This is a genomic window from Niallia taxi, assembly GCF_004005475.1.
Lineage (GTDB): Bacteria > Bacillota > Bacilli > Bacillales > Cytobacillaceae > Niallia > Niallia taxi.
In genome coordinates this window covers 93,821-109,621 of the sequence record NZ_RZTZ01000012.1, presented here as the reverse complement: position 1 = coordinate 109,621, position 15,801 = coordinate 93,821, and the positions used below count along the sequence as shown (strand labels likewise).

Annotated in this window: 16 protein-coding genes; 2 read left to right on the top strand and 14 right to left on the bottom strand. The window is 36.8% G+C overall.

Annotated features, from left to right (window positions below):
- Positions 1–20: 20 nt before the first annotated feature.
- The 7 genes from EM808_RS21935 to EM808_RS21905 form a co-directional block, all read right to left on the bottom strand.
- Positions 21–1,094 carry an ABC transporter substrate-binding protein gene (locus tag EM808_RS21935; protein WP_127740798.1) on the bottom strand — a complete coding sequence of 358 codons (1,074 nt, stop codon included), beginning with the start codon at positions 1,092–1,094 and terminating at the stop codon, positions 21–23.
- Entirely contained in the window at positions 1,091–1,894 is an 804-nt protein-coding gene (locus EM808_RS21930; protein ID WP_127740797.1) for an ABC transporter permease, read from the bottom strand. The genes EM808_RS21935 and EM808_RS21930 overlap by 4 nt, the downstream gene beginning before the upstream one ends.
- Entirely contained in the window at positions 1,891–2,694 is an 804-nt protein-coding gene (locus EM808_RS21925; protein WP_182102800.1) for an ABC transporter permease, read from the bottom strand. The genes EM808_RS21930 and EM808_RS21925 overlap by 4 nt, the downstream gene beginning before the upstream one ends.
- On the bottom strand, positions 2,684–3,790 hold the full coding sequence (locus EM808_RS21920; RefSeq protein ID WP_127740793.1) for an ABC transporter ATP-binding protein: 1,107 nt from the start codon (positions 3,788–3,790) through the stop codon (positions 2,684–2,686). Before EM808_RS21920 ends, EM808_RS21925 begins: the two co-directional genes overlap by 11 nt.
- A 42-nt stretch (positions 3,791–3,832) precedes the next feature.
- On the bottom strand, positions 3,833–4,375 hold the full coding sequence (locus EM808_RS21915) for a helix-turn-helix domain-containing protein (protein WP_127740791.1): 543 nt from the start codon (positions 4,373–4,375) through the stop codon (positions 3,833–3,835).
- 177 nt (positions 4,376–4,552) lie between these two features.
- A complete protein-coding gene (locus tag EM808_RS21910; protein WP_127740789.1) occupies positions 4,553–4,795 on the bottom strand; it encodes a hypothetical protein in 243 nt (80 codons plus the stop codon).
- 443 nt (positions 4,796–5,238) lie between these two features.
- The gene (locus tag EM808_RS21905) at positions 5,239–5,964 is read right to left on the bottom strand and encodes a hypothetical protein (RefSeq protein WP_127740787.1); all 726 of its coding nucleotides are present in this window, start codon (positions 5,962–5,964) and stop codon (positions 5,239–5,241) included.
- Between the two features lie 202 nt (positions 5,965–6,166).
- Between EM808_RS21905 and def the strand changes: the two genes are divergently transcribed.
- Positions 6,167–6,745 (top strand): peptide deformylase, encoded by a 579-nt coding sequence (gene def / locus EM808_RS21900; RefSeq protein ID WP_127740785.1) that lies wholly within the window; start codon positions 6,167–6,169, stop codon positions 6,743–6,745.
- A 46-nt stretch (positions 6,746–6,791) separates the two neighbouring features.
- On the opposite strand, the gene EM808_RS21895 is transcribed toward def, so the two are convergent.
- The 4 genes from EM808_RS21895 to EM808_RS21880 form a co-directional block, all read right to left on the bottom strand.
- Positions 6,792–7,697: a peptidylprolyl isomerase gene (locus EM808_RS21895; RefSeq protein WP_127740783.1), complete on the bottom strand. Its 906-nt coding sequence runs from the start codon at positions 7,695–7,697 to the stop codon at positions 6,792–6,794.
- A gap of 191 nt (positions 7,698–7,888) precedes the next feature.
- A complete protein-coding gene (locus EM808_RS21890) occupies positions 7,889–9,478 on the bottom strand; it encodes a S1C family serine protease (protein ID WP_127740781.1) in 1,590 nt (529 codons plus the stop codon).
- Between the two features lie 236 nt (positions 9,479–9,714).
- Complete coding sequence (locus EM808_RS21885; RefSeq protein ID WP_127740779.1) at positions 9,715–11,127, bottom strand: sensor histidine kinase; 1,413 nt, start codon at positions 11,125–11,127, stop codon at positions 9,715–9,717.
- On the bottom strand, positions 11,117–11,815 hold the full coding sequence (locus tag EM808_RS21880) for a response regulator transcription factor (protein ID WP_127740777.1): 699 nt from the start codon (positions 11,813–11,815) through the stop codon (positions 11,117–11,119). Before EM808_RS21880 ends, EM808_RS21885 begins: the two co-directional genes overlap by 11 nt.
- Positions 11,816–12,001: 186 nt before the next feature.
- Here EM808_RS21880 and EM808_RS21875 point away from each other — a divergent pair, with 186 nt between their 5' ends.
- Positions 12,002–12,460 carry a GNAT family N-acetyltransferase gene (locus EM808_RS21875; protein ID WP_127740775.1) on the top strand — a complete coding sequence of 153 codons (459 nt, stop codon included), beginning with the start codon at positions 12,002–12,004 and terminating at the stop codon, positions 12,458–12,460.
- Between the two features lie 20 nt (positions 12,461–12,480).
- Here the strand turns inward: EM808_RS21875 and EM808_RS21870 are convergent, their stop codons facing one another.
- From EM808_RS21870 to EM808_RS21860, 3 genes are all read right to left on the bottom strand, one after another.
- The gene (locus tag EM808_RS21870; RefSeq protein ID WP_127740773.1) at positions 12,481–13,365 is read right to left on the bottom strand and encodes an ROK family protein; all 885 of its coding nucleotides are present in this window, start codon (positions 13,363–13,365) and stop codon (positions 12,481–12,483) included.
- Between the two features lie 91 nt (positions 13,366–13,456).
- On the bottom strand, positions 13,457–14,446 hold the full coding sequence (locus EM808_RS21865; RefSeq protein WP_127740771.1) for a Gfo/Idh/MocA family protein: 990 nt from the start codon (positions 14,444–14,446) through the stop codon (positions 13,457–13,459).
- Between the two features lie 154 nt (positions 14,447–14,600).
- Positions 14,601–15,548 (bottom strand): siderophore ABC transporter substrate-binding protein, encoded by a 948-nt coding sequence (locus tag EM808_RS21860; RefSeq protein WP_127740769.1) that lies wholly within the window; start codon positions 15,546–15,548, stop codon positions 14,601–14,603.
- Between the last annotated feature and the right edge of the window lie 253 nt (positions 15,549–15,801).

Genomic DNA, 15,801 nt, shown 5'->3' with positions numbered 1-15,801 from the left:
TATAGCTAAGTCGACATTCATTATTTCCGATGCATTTTAAATTCAAGGAACAAATCATTATACTCTGCAAGCGAACGCTGCCCAAGGTTTTCATACACTTCGAGTTTAGAGGTCATATCCTCATCCAAGTAAAAGCGTTTATCACCGATAATTTCTTCAGGTAAATATTTCATTGCTGCCTTATTCGGTGTTGAATAACCAACATACTCTGTATTTTGCGCGGCGTTTTTTGCATCAAGCATAAAGTTTATAAACTTATGTGCTCCATCAATATTTTTCGCTGTTTTCGGGATAACCATATTATCAAACCAAAGATTAGAGCCTTCCTCTGGAACGACATATTCTACATCTTCATTTTCCCACATGACTTCTGCAGCCATGCCTGACCATAATACACCAATGGCGGCTTCTTCATTTTCAATCAGCATCCGGATTTCGTCTCCGACGATTGCTTTGACATTAGGCGTCAAAGTATCAAGCTTCTCTTTTGCTTCTCTTAAATGGTCATGATCTTTATCATTAAGAGAATAATGTAAGCTATTTAGACTCATCCCCATAATTTCCCTTGCCCCATCGATAAGCATAATTTGATTTTTCAAATCACTATCCCATAAATCATTCCAAGAGGTTATCTTTTTTCCTCCAAGCATTTTTGGATTATAAACAATTCCTACCGTTCCCCAAAAATAAGGAATGGAATATTTATTTTCTGGGTCAAACGAAAGATTTAAATATCTATCGTCGATGTTTTTAAGGTTTGGTATTTTTGAATGATCGATTGGAAGCAGGAGATCCTCCTCCTTCATCTTATCAATCATGTATTCAGATGGAATGGCAACATCATAGTTTGTGCCACCTTGTTCTATCTTTGTCATCATTGCTTCATTAGAGTCAAAGGTTTCATAAATTACCTTTATCCCTGTTTCTTTTTCAAACTTATCAATAAGGTCGGCATCAATGTAATCTCCCCAGTTGTAGACAGTTAACGTATTGCCGCCTGCATAACCTCTGCTGCTGTTTACTTGGTGAACAACTAACATAAGTACAGCTGATAAGATAAGGGCTGCTGCCAAACCTCTTATTAGTCCCTTCATTGGTTCACCCCCGTTTTATTCCTTCTGACTGCTCGCTTGGAAACGAAATAATAACCGATGACAAGCAACAGCGTAATGAAGAACAGCAGGGCAGACAGAGCATTTATGTTAAGGGAAATACCTCTCCTAGCAAGTGAATAAATTTCTACAGACAGAGTAGAGAAACCATTTCCTGTTACGAAAAAAGTAACCGCGAAATCATCCAATGAATATGTCAACGCCATAAAGAATCCAGCATAAATACCTGGAGCTATATATGGAAGAATAACTTTAGAAAGGACTTCCCTCCAGCTTGCGCCAAGGTCAAAGGCAGCATCCATTAAGGTTGGGCTCATTTCCTGAAGCTTCGGAAGCACCATTATAACCACTATCGGTATGCAAAAGGCAATATGTGACAATAGCACAGACACAAAGCCAAGTTTGATTCCCAATATTGTAAAGAAAATTAAAAAGGATGCACCGATGATAACATCAGGACTTACAATCAATACGTTGTTTAAAGAAAGGATTGTATTTCTTAGCTGTTTTCTTCTCATCATAGAAATGCTGATCGCTCCAAAAACACCAATGATTGTGGCAATGGATGCGGATAAAAGTGCGATGATAACTGTGTTTAACACAATTACAAGCAGCCTTGTGTCTTGGAATAACTCTTTATACCATTTCCATGTGAAGTTCTGGAAATTATTCATTGTGCCACCGCTGTTAAAGGAATAAAAAATTAGATAAAAGATCGGGGCATATAAAATGATAAAAACTAAAACTAAATATAGTACAGATATCTTTGACAGTTTCTTCATCTTACTCCCCTCTCCTTCTTACTCCCAGTCAACATCATGATAACAATCATAATAATGATTAGGAATACAGCAATCGTTGAACCCATTCCCCAGTCTTGCGTTATCAGAAAATGCTGCTCTATAGCTGTTCCTAGTGTAATAACCCTGTTTCCTGCAATTAGTCTTGTAATCATGAACAAAGATAATGCAGGAATAAATACTGCCTGACAGCCTGACTTAACACCGTCAACTGTTAATGGAAAAATAACTTTTGCAAAAGTAGTCCAAGCGGATGCCCCTAGATCCTTTGAGGCATCAACAAGAGTAGGATTTAACTTCTCCAGTGCATTAAAGATTGGCAATATCATAAATGGAATAAAGATATATACACTGACAAACAAGAAGCTAAAATCTGTGAACAGGATTTGCTGTTTCCCGATTCCAAGGAATTCAAGCACCTCATTTGTAGCACCATATGTACCAAATATTCCTAAAAATGCGTAAGCCTTAAGAAGCAGGTTAATCCAGGACGGCAAAATAATAAGCAGCAGCCATAATTGCTTATGCTTTGTCTTCGTCAATATATATGCGGTAGGGTAAGCAATGACTAATGAGAAAAACGTTATTAAAAACGCATACCAGAAGGAATTCAGCGTCATTTTCAAATAGACTGGTGTGAAGAACTTAGCGTAGTTGCTGATAGTAAGTTTGTCTTCAATATCAAAAAATGAATAATAAACTATTAATAGCACTGGAGCAATTACAAACAGCGCAATCCATAAGTAATAGGGAATCGTATACCATTTTGACTTATTCTTCATCATTTGCACCATCATATGCCTCAAGGCGGCGATCAAACTCTTCTTCTGTTTCTCCTATTCTCATAACGTGAATTGCTTCCTTTTCAAAATCCAGTCCGATTTCCTCTCCTACAACTACCTTTTTTGTAGAATGAACAAGCCATTCATTTCCTTCCTCATCATATCCGCCTATTTCATAGTGGACTCCTCTAAATAATTGAGAATCTACCTTTACCTTTAGCTTTCCTGCTTCTGGTGACGTGATATTTAAATCCTCGGGACGAATCACAACCTCAACCATTTCATTGTCATGGAAGCCTTGGTCAACACATTCAAATGTTTTGCTGGCAAAATGGACGACAAAGTCTTTTTCCATTCTTGCTGAAACGATATTAGACTCTCCGATAAAGTCAGCAACGAATCTGTTTATCGGCTCATCATAAATATCTGTTGGTGTGCCGCTTTGTTCAATTCTCCCTTTATTCAATACAAAAATTTCATCGGACATCGCCAATGCTTCTTCCTGGTCATGTGTAACAAATATAAAGGTAATGCCAAGCCTTTGCTGAAGCTCTCTTAATTCATACTGCATTTCTGTCCGCAGCTTTAAATCCAATGCAGAAAGAGGCTCGTCAAGAAGAATAACTTCCGGCTCATTTACAATTGCTCTTGCGATAGCAACACGCTGCTTCTGACCACCAGACATTTCACTGATTTCTCTGTTTTCATATGAGTCCAGGTTTACGAAGCGCAAAGCATCTTTTACTCGCTTTTCAATTTCCTGTTTTTTTAGCTTTTTGATGCGCAGGCCAAAGGCTACATTTTCAAAAACATTTAAATGTGGAAATAGCGCATAGTCTTGAAATACTGTATTTACCTGTCTTTTGTTGGCAGGAATTTTATTCATTACTTTTGTATGAAAGTAGATATTACCCTCTGTTGGCTCCATGAATCCAGCGATAAGACGCAGGATTGTTGTTTTACCACAACCTGATGGACCAAGAAGTGTATAAAATTTGCCTCTTTCTATTTCAAAGCTGACATTTTCAAGTACAGTCGTATTTTGGTCATAGGCTTTCGTTACGTTCTCAAACCTGATTATTGATTCACTTGGCATAATAATCTCCTTTACACTATTTTTTATTTTAAATAACAAGCTTTATAAGTAAGAATCGGTCGCTACAAGTAAAAGCGTGGATAAACCGTCTGCAATATTAAAAAACTGGTGTTCATCTGTCGCGTGAAAATACATGGACTCCCCTTTTTTTGCCCTATATTCCTGTTTTCCCAGCTTTAACAAGACTTCTCCCTCTATCACATATGCATATGTTTCTGAAAGGGATGGCTCAAACTTCTTAAATTCTCCTTTTTTGTTAAAGCTGAGCCTAATTGGCTCCATTTCCTTCTCATTAGATTCCGGCACTAGCCATTGAATATGATATCCTTTTTCTTCATCAAAGAAATCAGTGACATCCTCTTCTTTATAAACAACCTTCTGCCTTCTCTCTTCATCATCAAAAAAGTCTTTTGGGGAACAGCCCAATACTTCCAAAATATCAAAAAAGGTTTCAATCGATGGGGAGCTCAAGTCCCTTTCCAGCTGTGATATATAACCTTTGCTTAAATCTGTCCTTTCCCCTAACTCTTCTTGCGTCAAACCCTTTTTCAAACGTAAGTTCTTTATCTTTTTACCAATATCCATATTTTTAACCTACTTTTTAGTTTAGAAATAGTAAACTCAAAGTCATAAAAGTTTATTCAAACTAAACTTTATGTTTAGTTTCGCAACGTCTATTATACATTATTTTAATTCCACTGCAATATTAAAACAAAAAAAAGAAGACCTTGCATATGCAAAATCCTCCCCAGCTAAATCAACTTATTCTTTTTCTAACGGTCTATACTTTCCATTCTCGACTTTTTCTATTTTCCCGAAGTGTATAAGCTTTTTTAATGAAGCATTGCAGTAAGCAGAGGCGTCATAGGAATCCCTACCAACTCTTATCCCTATCTCAGTTGGACCTATGCCAGCTTCCTCGTTCTTTTCCTTATACAAATCACACAAAGCGTTGTATATATTTTGATCTTTTTCGGTAATTCGTAGTTTGGAATATTGTTTCAAAATTTATTCCTCCTATTGCTGCTCCCTTTTTCGATAGTTTGTCAGGCTGACTTATATCCTATTTCTATCTATTATGATATAAAGACAGACCCCTTTAAAATAAGCATACTAATCATTAACGAAAATAACATTCATTTATGCATATTTTTCACAAAAATAGATATTAGGATTGAGAAATGAAATTGTTAATAGGTAAAAACTATCATTTCAATATATAGAACACCAGTAGTAATTACGTATAACAATGGAAAATAAATACATTAAATAACTTTGTATGGAAGTAGTTATACTTCCAAATACTCCCTTTATTAAAAATTTTCCATCTATTCTTCCGTTTCATAGTCCATTTATCATTCAACTGGCTACTGTATAAAAATACAAAGCACATGAAGATAATATGGACACTATAAAGGCGCTGCCGGTATGACAGCGCCCCTTTTACTTTAGTTTTCAATTGCTTCTTTGCCTCTTTTATGATGTCCCATCATCGGCCCTTCATGAAAAGGCAGCAGCTTTAGCTTTTTTACCTCATCTGGATAGTTGATCATCATTTCCTTCAGCAAATCCTTCGGTGTTTTATCCTTTGTATCTAAACCCAGCTTCTTGGCTGCATTTGTAATTTGCATTTCTCTTACTTCATTTGCAAGTGCTCTTAAATCTTTTCCGTCTGTTTTAATGTTCAGTTTTTTTGCTTCAGATAAAATAAGCTGTTCCCTTACTTCTTTGCTGAGCTGTTCCAATGTTTTACCATCTGTCTTAATGTTCAGCTCTTTCGCTTTTTGCATGATTTTCGCTTCGTACAGCTCCTTCATTAAGGTGCTCGGATCTTTCCCTTCTGTACTAATTCCAAGTTTTTTTGCTTCTGCCTGTAATCTTTTCTCATGTACCTCTGCAGCAATTTGCTTCATGTCTTTTCCATCTGTTTTTATACCGAGATTTTTTGCTTCTTTTTTAATTAAAGCTTCATGAATCTCTTTTTTAAGTGCTTCTCCATCTTTTCCGTCCGTTTTTATTCCTAAGCTTTCGGCCATCTTCTTAATGAATGCCTGGTCTTCCTCTGGAGCCTGATGATGGCTTGGCGGGTTTTCCGGGGCAGCTTTTGCTGTATGTATAAAGCTAGGCATCGATAAACCGAGTGTCAATAATCCGACTATCACTAATTTTTTCACTATAAATCCTCCTTTAATATCTTTCCCTCCTATCTTTTCCTTCGTTTCATAATTTATGTAATTTTTTTATCTTAAAATAAGACTTATCAGCATTTTTTTTAGATGAACACAGTAAATTAGAATTAGACTTCCTGCCGTTCTTTTGCTATTTTACATATATGGTTTTTCGACTTAAAGGACAAAATATGGAGTTGATCATTTAATGAGCAAGTTTAATCAATCTTATGTAATTACTATGAGTGACATCGTAAGGGAAGGCGCAGAGATATTAAGAGAAAAAACAAAAGAGCTGACATTGCCGCCAACTGAGGAGGATAAGGAAGAGCTTCTCTGCATGCTACAGTATTTAAAAAACAGCCAAGAACCAAGCCTAGCAAAAAAACACAAGCTTCGCCCAGGGGTAGGCATTTCTGCAAACCAAATTGGGCTGAACAAGCGAATGTTTGCTGCTTTTATTAAAGGCCAAAATGGCAATAACTTTGAACATATGCTTATTAATCCGAAAATAATAAGCCATTCCACAAGCATGATATACCTTCCTGACAGCGAAGGCTGCCTTTCCATTGATCGCCCTGTTATTGGCTTTGTACCACGCTATCAAAGAATAACAGTGAAAGCCTTCGACATTAATGGCAAGGAAGTAAGAATTAAACTAAAAGACTATGAAGCAATCGTATTTCAGCATGAAATCGACCATTTAAACGGGATTCTTTTCCCAGATCATATAAACAGCACTAATCCATTCCAACTGCCTGAGAATATGGATATCAAGCCGCTTTAATCAAAAAAAGAGACTTCCCTCAAAAAGGGAAGTCTCTCTTTTTTTATTAGCTAGCGCTTGAAGTGCTGTCTGTTTTGCTAGTGTCTAATTTGTTATCGATATCGTATTTTGCTTCGATTTCTGTCAACCATGTGCTGTACTCTGTGTTCATTTGTTGCTCAAATAGTGTATCTTTAATTTCGTCTTTATGGTCGTCCAACTTAGCTTCAACTGCATCTTTATGACCTGTTACTTTAATGATGTGCCAGCCGTTGTCTGTTTTTACAGGATCGCTAATTTCATCAACATCCATTGAGAATGCAGCTTTTTCGAATTCTTCAACCATTTGTCCAGATGAGAAGTAACCAAGCTCACCGCCGTTATCTTTTGTTGCCGTATCTGTAGAGTACTCTTTTGCTAGGTCAGCAAAGTCTTCGCCGTCATCCAGCTTTTTCTTCACTTCTTTAGCTGTTTTTTCATCTGCAACAAGAATATGGCTTGCTTCTACTTGCTCAGGAGTATCAAAGCTTGCTTTGTTTTCATCGAAGTATGACTTAATTTGGTCATCTGTGATTTCAATTCTTGGCTCAAGCAATTTCTTGATTTTCAAGTAACGCAATAGTTCCTCTTCAATATCAGCTTTTGATGCGCCGTTTGCTTCTAATGCAGCATTAAAGGCATCCTCACCGCCTGAAGATTCAATAAGATCATCAAGCTCTGCCTTTTTTTCTTTATCAGTAACCTTAATTTTTTCTTTTTCCGCTTCAAGGTCAACAACTTTATTTGCAATCAATGTTTGAAGGATAGAAGTACCATACTGCTTGTTCAATGCTTCGTCCAAATCATTCTGCGTAATTTTTTCTCCATCGACAGATGCCACTGTGTTACTCTTTTGTACTAGAATAACAGCAACAACGATCAATGCTATTAATACAATTCCTAAAATGGGTAAAATGATCTTTTTGTTTTTCATCCTGTTTCCTCTCTAAACAATATTTTAATCTACTAAAACTATCATAATTGATATGATAATTTCACTATCACATAAAATACATCATACCATAAAAATATTACAAAAATATTAACAAAAATAGAAAATCCCATCTGATTTTTATTATTTTTACCAGATGAGATTTTTAGTATTATTTCTTATGCTGTAAGTTATTAGTTGGAGCTGCCACTATTACTTGTTAAAGTCAGTTCCACCGTTTTCTTGCTTCCATCATGATACACGACTAATTTAACTTTATCGCCGATATCCACCTTTGTGTAAAGATATTTTCTTAAATCAGATGAACCATCTAAATCGGTTCCGTTTATAGATACAATCACATCTTGTACTTCAAGGCCTGCTTTAGCGGCTGCAGAGTTGGAATCAATATTTGTTACCATTACACCTTTTGTGACAGAGTCAGGAAGGTCTTGCAGGTACATTTGCGGAACTTCCTCTAAGCTTGCTAAACCGACGCCGATATACGGACGCTCTACTTCACCGCTTTCAATTATTTCATTGACGATTGGAAGCAAGTCATTACTTGGAATCGCAAAGCCAAGTCCCTCTACTCCATCTTCTGAAATCTTCAAGCTGTTGATACCGATAACTTGACCAGCAGCGTTAATTAATGCTCCGCCACTGTTACCAGGATTGATGGCAGCATCTGTTTGAATAACATTGAACTCCCAATCACCAGCAGATGTATTAACAGTTATGCTTCTGTCCACTGCACTCACGATTCCCTGTGTTACCGTTCTTGATAAATCAAGTCCAAGCGGGTTACCGATTGCCCAAACTTGGTCACCTGGACGAAGTGTTGATGAATCTCCAAATTCAATAACATCTGTAGCATATTTCGCATCAATTCTGACAACAGCTAAGTCTGTCAGTGCATCTGCCCCAATCAATTTACCTTCTGTTTTATCGCCATTATAAAGGGAGATTTCTAAAGAATTTGCCCCTTCAATAACATGATTGTTTGTAGCAATGTAAGCATATTTATCATCCTTTTTGAAGATGATACCAGATCCTGATCCAGATTCAACTTCGGAATCTGTGGTTGTGCTTTGTGAAAATTGATTTGTCGCCTGCTTTTGCACATTCACAATACCAACAATAGCCTTAGAAGAAGTCTCAACCATATCTGCAATTGAGGAAGAGCTGCTTTCAGAGGCTGTCGCTGACGTTGTCTGTGCTTTAATATCGCCTGAGCTGCTATTACTGCTTACTTTACTGCTCAAATCTTCCACCTGCTGTTCCAGTTTAGTATATTTTCCATCAAGTAAATCTGTATGAGGAATAGCTACAAATGTTAATGCAGAGCCTACAACACCTGCAGCTAATAAGGAAAAGAAGCCTTTCCATTTAGGATTTCCTGATGATGGTCGTTCCTTGCCTCTTTTACCAGCAGGCTGTTGATCAGCAGTTGCAGCAGCAGTCATTGTCTTATTCTCATGAATCTGTTTTTCAGCAGCCACTCTCTCATCAGTGCCATCGCTCATTACTCTTTCGTAATCACGAACTAACTCATCTGCCCTATTATAGCTTGCTGTTTGAGGATATTCGCTTGTAAATTCCTGACCCTCTGCTTTTACTTCTTGTTCTTCTACTTTTTCCTCTGGCTTATTTATGTCATTTGCTTCGTATGAAGAACCTTCCTCTCTACTTTCTGAAAAATCCGCACTGTTTAAAGTATCCTTTTCCGTTTCAAACTCTTTTTCTCCGTTTTCATTATCTTTGTTTTTATCAAACTCATTCATCGAATATACCTCCTATAATTATTATCATTGTGTATCATCTATAAGAAGAAGTTAGTTATTTTATTTATCTCATGCTTATATAATAAAACCTATATATGAATAAATTATTAACAAAGTTTTAATAGACCTAGAAAAATCAGGGAAGAAAAAGAGAAATTATCGATAATTTGCTGACAGAAAAGAAAAAAAGCTCTGTCATGCTGAGAAAATTTGTCCAGCATGATCAGAAGCAATTATTATTTATGCTCAATAGGAAAATAAATGGTGAAATTCGTTCCAGTTCCTTTTTGGCTGCTTACTTCAATTGTACCATGGTGGAATTGGACAAGCTGTTTGACAATGGACAAGCCCAACCCAAACTCCCCGTATGGATTATTTGTTCTTGAAATATCAGCCTTATAGAATCTTTTCCAAATATTTTCGATTTCTGCCGGATCCATTCCAATACCAGTATCTTCTATTTCTATAATCGTGAAGCCATCATCTGCTCTGCCCTTTAGCCAAATTTCACCTGCATCGGTAAACTGAATACTGTTTTTTGTTATATTCATGATGATTTGGATTAACCTGTCATAGTCTGCATAAATGTAAACATTATCGGCAACATCCACATTAATAGCCAATCCCTTCTCTATTGCCTGCGTATAGAGCTGCTCCTGTATTATTTCAAGGACTTCGGCAAGCTGAATGGATTCCTTCATGAGCACAATCTGATTAGAACGTATTTTATCATAATCGAGATTCTCATTGACAAGTCTGATCAGCCTTTTCGTTTCCTGGCTTACGAGTGTAATACCCTTGCCTTTTTCCGCTTCTGGAATCATGTTATTGTTAAGTCCTTCAATGACACCGCTAATGGTTGTTAAAGGTGTCTTCAATTCATGGGAAACATCTGACATGAATTGCCTTCTTCTGTTTTCTAGGGCATCTATTTCTTCCTTCGAAACGCGGAGACGGTCAACCATTGAGTTAAAGTCACTCGCCAATTCGCCGATCTCATCAAAATTAGATGAGTGTACCCTAACACTATAATCTCCAACCGCAACAAGACTTGTCGCTTCTTGAAGCTTCTTAATTCGTCTAACATGAATTCTAGATAATATAACACTGAGCAGCAGCGCCACGCCAAAGGCAATAAATACAGAGTAAACAAGGTATTTGTTTATTTCATTGATGAGCTGCTTCGAATCACTTAAAGGGGCAGTAAGCAAGATTCCACCTGCGACCTCTCCATTAACACTATAAGGAATGGCAACTAATGTAACTTCCTGATTGCCTCGTCTCGTACTGCTTTTAATAACTTTATTGTTTTCTCCATCCTTAATGGCATTCCATTCCTCATCCGTGATATTAATTCTTTTCCCGACAGATGCAATAACATTTTGCTGTGTGTCAAAAATGCCAAATGTAACACCTCTGCTTTTCAGTACATCTGCATAATTCAGCAGTGTGTCCTGAGCCGAAGACTGCATTTGGTTTCCTTGTATATCTGTGAGAATATTAATGCCATAGTCATACAGCTCTTGTCCTTTAATAGTAAGTACTACCTTCTCAACAAAATGAGTCGAGGCAATACTTACAACTAAAAATGCAACGACAATGACACTAATATGGCTGATCAGCTGCTGGTATAAGTACTTAATTCTCATTTATGACCACCGTTTCATCATATTTATAGCCTACTCCCCATACAGTATGGAAGAATGGCTGGTTATCACGGCCAATTTTTCTTCTCAATCTTTTGATATGGACATCTACTGTACGATCATCTCCGTAAAATTGAAAGCCCCATACTCGCTCAAGTATTTGATCTCTTGAAAAGACTTGTTTCGGATGCTGTGCAAAAAAAGACAAAAGATCGAATTCCTTTGGAGTAAGATTAGAAATGAGTTTATCTGAGATGAATACTTCCCGTGTTTCCTTGTTAATCTTAATGATACTCGTTTCTATTGCGTCTTCCAAATTATTTTTTTCCTTTGATTGTCTTCTCACAATCGCCTTCATTCTCGCAGTCAATGCCAATGGGCTGAACGGTTTTGTCACATAATCATCCGCGCCCATTTCTAAACCTAACACTTGATCCGATTCTGTATCCTTTGCTGTAAGCATGATAATTGGCACATTTTTATCTACTTCTCTTATTTTGCGGCATACTGTAATTCCATCCATACTCGGCAGCATCCAATCTAAAATAACCATATCATACTCATTATCTATAAAATGCTTGTATCCTTCTAATCCATCATGCAGGAATACTCCATTAAAGTCTTCTTTTCCAAAAAACATTTCTAACATGGAGCAAACACCAACATTATCTTCTATTACTAAAACTTGCATATTTGCTGCCCTCCGTCACTTGCTTTTTTATTAATTAAACCCGCTTTCCCGTTTTACTGCAACAGTTCTCTGACATGTTTAAATGAATGTTAATGTTTAAGAAATAATTTGTTCATAATTTCAAATTTTTTCACAAGCTGTATACTATAAATAAATAAATAAATAAACAAGCAAGGAGCAATCTATATGCTTACAAGTCTACAGCAATCAGATAATTCAATTGCAGCTAAAATTCTTACATTACAAAAACTGTCTTACAATGTGGAAGCAGAAATAATCGGCTATTACAATATTCCTCCTTTACAAGAGGATATACTCCATATCCAATCAAGTAAGGAAGTGTTTTTAGGATGGATGGTAAATGGAATTCTGACAGGTGTTTTATCCTACGAGGAAACAGACAAAAGCATACTCATCTGCAGACTAGTTGTCCATCCAGAGTACTTTCGCCAAGGGATTGCTGCTAATATGCTGAGAAGTCTAATAGTCGATCAAAACAAACCAATTTATGTATGTACCGCAATGAAAAACACACCTGCTGTCAGGCTTTATCAACAATTCGGGTTCGAAATAACAAACACCTTTACTTCTTGTGAAGGACTTTATCTTGTTCAGCTAGAGAAAAAATTAAATAAGCCCCTATAAAAGGGGCTTGTTTTTAGTGGTTATTTACTTTCCTCATATACTCTTTTCGCCAGCAGTAAACCACCTGTAATACCAGCATTATCACCTAATCCAGGTCTTACAATATAGCTTCCCATATCTGTTGATACTTGCGGAAATTCTAAATAGCCATTTAAAAATTCCTTCAGATACTTGTTAATGTATTCTAAAACCTGTTCTTGGTTCATGACTCCTCCACCGAGGATGATTTTTTTCGGGGATAGGATTAATATATATTGCATAAGGGCTTGAGCAATATAATAACCCTCCATTTCCCAAACCTTGTCGTTGTTGCTCAGTTCAGCTGCTTTTGTTCCCCATCTTTCTTCAATCGCAGGACCAGCAGCTAGACCTTCAAGGCAATCACCATGATATGGACATCTTCCTTTATAGCTATCTTCAGGGTGTCTTCTTACAAGGATATGACCCATCTCAGGGTGCGTTAACCCCTGCAATAGTTCGCCTTGAATATATGCTCCTGCACCAATACCAGTTCCAACCGTTATATACAGGCAGCTGTCAAGACCCTTTGCTGCACCAAGAACTGCTTCTCCCATAGCCGCTATATTAACGTCTGTATTAAAGCCGATTGGGATGGAAAACTCCTTCTGCACTGAACTTAATAAAGGGTAATCTCGCCATGCAAGCTTCGGAGTAGTCGTGATATTTCCGTACGTTGGACTGTTTTTATCTACGTCAATCGGTCCAAAGGAGCCAATGCCGATCGCTTCTACTTTATGTTTATTAAAAAAAGCAATTACCTCTGGCATTGTTTCTTCAGGTGTTGTTGTAGCAATGGAAACTCTCTCTTTAATTTCCCCTGTTTCCGTACCAGCAGCACAAACAAATTTTGTTCCTCCAGCTTCTATTGCACCAAATAATTTCATGCATTTCTCCCCCATTTCATCTCTAATAAGAACGCTTTCAATTATTCCTCTTAAAACAGCAAAAGCCATTTTAAGTTTTTCCTAGCAACTGTTATTTCTCATCTGCTGGGAACACAATTCCCGTTTGTCTTCTCACTTCATCCATTACTTCAATTACTGCTACTGATAAATCAAGTGAATTTATGGCAGATTCTGACTTGCCAGCAAGAATAGTATCAATGAATTCCTTTGCCTCATAATACATAGCTTCTTCTTTTTGCTGAATAGAAACATCAACTTTTTCCCCGTTACGATAAGCTATTTCTATTCTTTGCGGTGTATTCATTTGATCGATAAGAATATTGCCATCCTCACCTTGAATTTCTGAGGGGATAAGGGAATTTGTTATTTTTGAGTACATTAGCACAATATCCATTTCTGCATAGGACATTATGATGCTGCCTTCCCCATCAACGCCGCTGTCCAGCATGTAACTAGATGCTTTAACCGACTCTGGTTTTCCAAACAATGCGACCATTGGATAAATGCAGTAAACACCGATATCCATCAATGCACCGTTAGAAAACTCCGGTTTAAATGCATTAAGGATATTGCCTTCCTTGTAAGCATCATATCTTGATGAATACTGACAATAGCTCGCAAAAGCTCGTCTAACTTTTCCTATTTTATGTATATTTTCTTTTATCACCTTAAAGTTTGGCAGCATCGTTGTTTTTAATGCTTCCATTAACAGGACATTATTTTCTTTAGCAGCTTTAACCATTTCTTGAGCTTGCTTTACATTGGATGCAAAAGCTTTTTCTGTTAAAACATGTTTTTTGTTGTTTAGAAATAGGATGGACTGCTCTGCATGCAGTGAGTTGGGACTAGCAATATAAACTGCATCAATTTTGTCGCTCTCCGCCATTTCAGTCAAACTTGTGAATATATGTTTCGCATTATATTTTTTTGCAAATGCTGCTGCTTTTTCTTCTGATCTTGAATATACAGCAGCCAAGGTAAACTCCTCCACCATGCTTGCTGCTTGTATGAATGATTCTGTAATCCAGTTTGTTCCTATAATACCAAATCGAACACTCATGACTTTCCTCCTTGTCCATCTTACAACATACTTTATCTATTATATTTTCTATCTAAATTTACGAAAAAGCAACTCTATAGCCGTATTTTCATAAATTGCAAATGAAAAAACCCAATCTGCTTTTTAGCAAATTGGGTTAGTGGTTCATAGCTTTTTATTTTGAAATACCAGCATCGATTTCTTTTGCCATTTCTTCAGTTGACACTAGACCTCCACCTGACAGGTACCAATAGTTAGGATTCAAGTATATGATATGACCGTCTTTCGCAGCATCTGTACCGTTAACAAGTTCATTATCTAACACTTTAGCTGCAGATGATTCACCGCCAACAACAGCTCCTCTATCCACTACGAATAGATATTCTGGATTTTTATCTGCAATATACTCAAATGAGATACTTTGTCCATGTGTTGATGCTTCAATGTTTTCATCTGCTTGTGCTAATCCGAATACATCATGGATGATTCCAAATCTTGACCCAGATCCATATGCGCTCACACTGCCGTCATTCACTAATACAACTAAGGACTTGCCTTCTACTGCTTTCGCTTTGTCGTTAAGTGCTGTAATTGTATCATCAATGCTTGCTAATTCTTTCTTCACTGCATCTTCTTTTCCGAAGATTTGTCCAACCAATTCCATGTTTTGCTTAAATGAATCCATATATTTAGTTGTATCAACACCTACATAAACAGTTGGTGCAATTTCGCTTAAGTCTTCATATGCTGCTGATTGTCTCCCAGAAATAAAGATAACATCTGGAGCTAGTTCGCTGATTGCTTCTAAGTCTGGCTCTTTAAGACCACCAACATTTGTATATTTGCTATCTTCATATTTTGATAGATATTCTGGCAGACTTTCCTGAGGTACACCTGCTACTTCTACACCTAATTTGTCTAATGTATCCAAAATACCCATATCAAAAACAACTACTTTTTTCGGATTTGCTTTTACTTTAGCTTCTCCAAGCTCATGTTTAACCGTTATTTCCTCTGCTGCTTTTGCTTCATCAGATGATTTGCTGCTAGTAGATGTATTGCCACATGCTGCCAAAACAGCCATAACTAATGCTAGAAAAAGAATCGTTAATTTTTTCTTCAATTAAGACACCTCTATTTATATTTAGATTATTTAAATTAAATTGATTGCAATGATAAACAGAATATCCTATGATTGAGATATTAGTAATTCTTACGGGACATTTTCCTAGAATGTCACATAATAATTACTATACTAATGGTAGTGTTATATGGATCTTCTGGCGAAGAGACTTAGTGTTAAGTTTGCCATAGAAGCACTGCCTCCTTTCAGCTTTAAATATAACTACCATTAGCCTCGTTTGTTCTTTGCAGCC

What these genes read in the sequence shown, in the direction of transcription:
- EM808_RS21930 (WP_127740797.1), bottom strand. Translation starts at nt 1,894, where the DNA reads ATGAAGAAACTGTCAAAGATATCTGTACTATATTTAGTTTTAGTTTTT.
- def (WP_127740785.1), top strand. Translation starts at nt 6,167, where the DNA reads ATGAGCAAGTTTAATCAATCTTATGTAATTACTATGAGTGACATCGTA.
- EM808_RS21935 (WP_127740798.1), bottom strand. Translation starts at nt 1,094, where the DNA reads ATGAAGGGACTAATAAGAGGTTTGGCAGCAGCCCTTATCTTATCAGCT.
- EM808_RS21920 (WP_127740793.1), bottom strand. Translation starts at nt 3,790, where the DNA reads ATGCCAAGTGAATCAATAATCAGGTTTGAGAACGTAACGAAAGCCTAT.
- EM808_RS21915 (WP_127740791.1), bottom strand. Translation starts at nt 4,375, where the DNA reads ATGGATATTGGTAAAAAGATAAAGAACTTACGTTTGAAAAAGGGTTTG.
- EM808_RS21895 (WP_127740783.1), bottom strand. Translation starts at nt 7,697, where the DNA reads ATGAAAAACAAAAAGATCATTTTACCCATTTTAGGAATTGTATTAATA.
- EM808_RS21875 (WP_127740775.1), top strand. Translation starts at nt 12,002, where the DNA reads ATGCTTACAAGTCTACAGCAATCAGATAATTCAATTGCAGCTAAAATT.
- EM808_RS21925 (WP_182102800.1), bottom strand. Translation starts at nt 2,694, where the DNA reads ATGAAGAATAAGTCAAAATGGTATACGATTCCCTATTACTTATGGATT.
- EM808_RS21880 (WP_127740777.1), bottom strand. Translation starts at nt 11,815, where the DNA reads ATGCAAGTTTTAGTAATAGAAGATAATGTTGGTGTTTGCTCCATGTTA.
- EM808_RS21890 (WP_127740781.1), bottom strand. Translation starts at nt 9,478, where the DNA reads ATGAATGAGTTTGATAAAAACAAAGATAATGAAAACGGAGAAAAAGAG.
- EM808_RS21870 (WP_127740773.1), bottom strand. Translation starts at nt 13,365, where the DNA reads ATGAAATTATTTGGTGCAATAGAAGCTGGAGGAACAAAATTTGTTTGT.
- EM808_RS21885 (WP_127740779.1), bottom strand. Translation starts at nt 11,127, where the DNA reads ATGAGAATTAAGTACTTATACCAGCAGCTGATCAGCCATATTAGTGTC.
- EM808_RS21865 (WP_127740771.1), bottom strand. Translation starts at nt 14,446, where the DNA reads ATGAGTGTTCGATTTGGTATTATAGGAACAAACTGGATTACAGAATCA.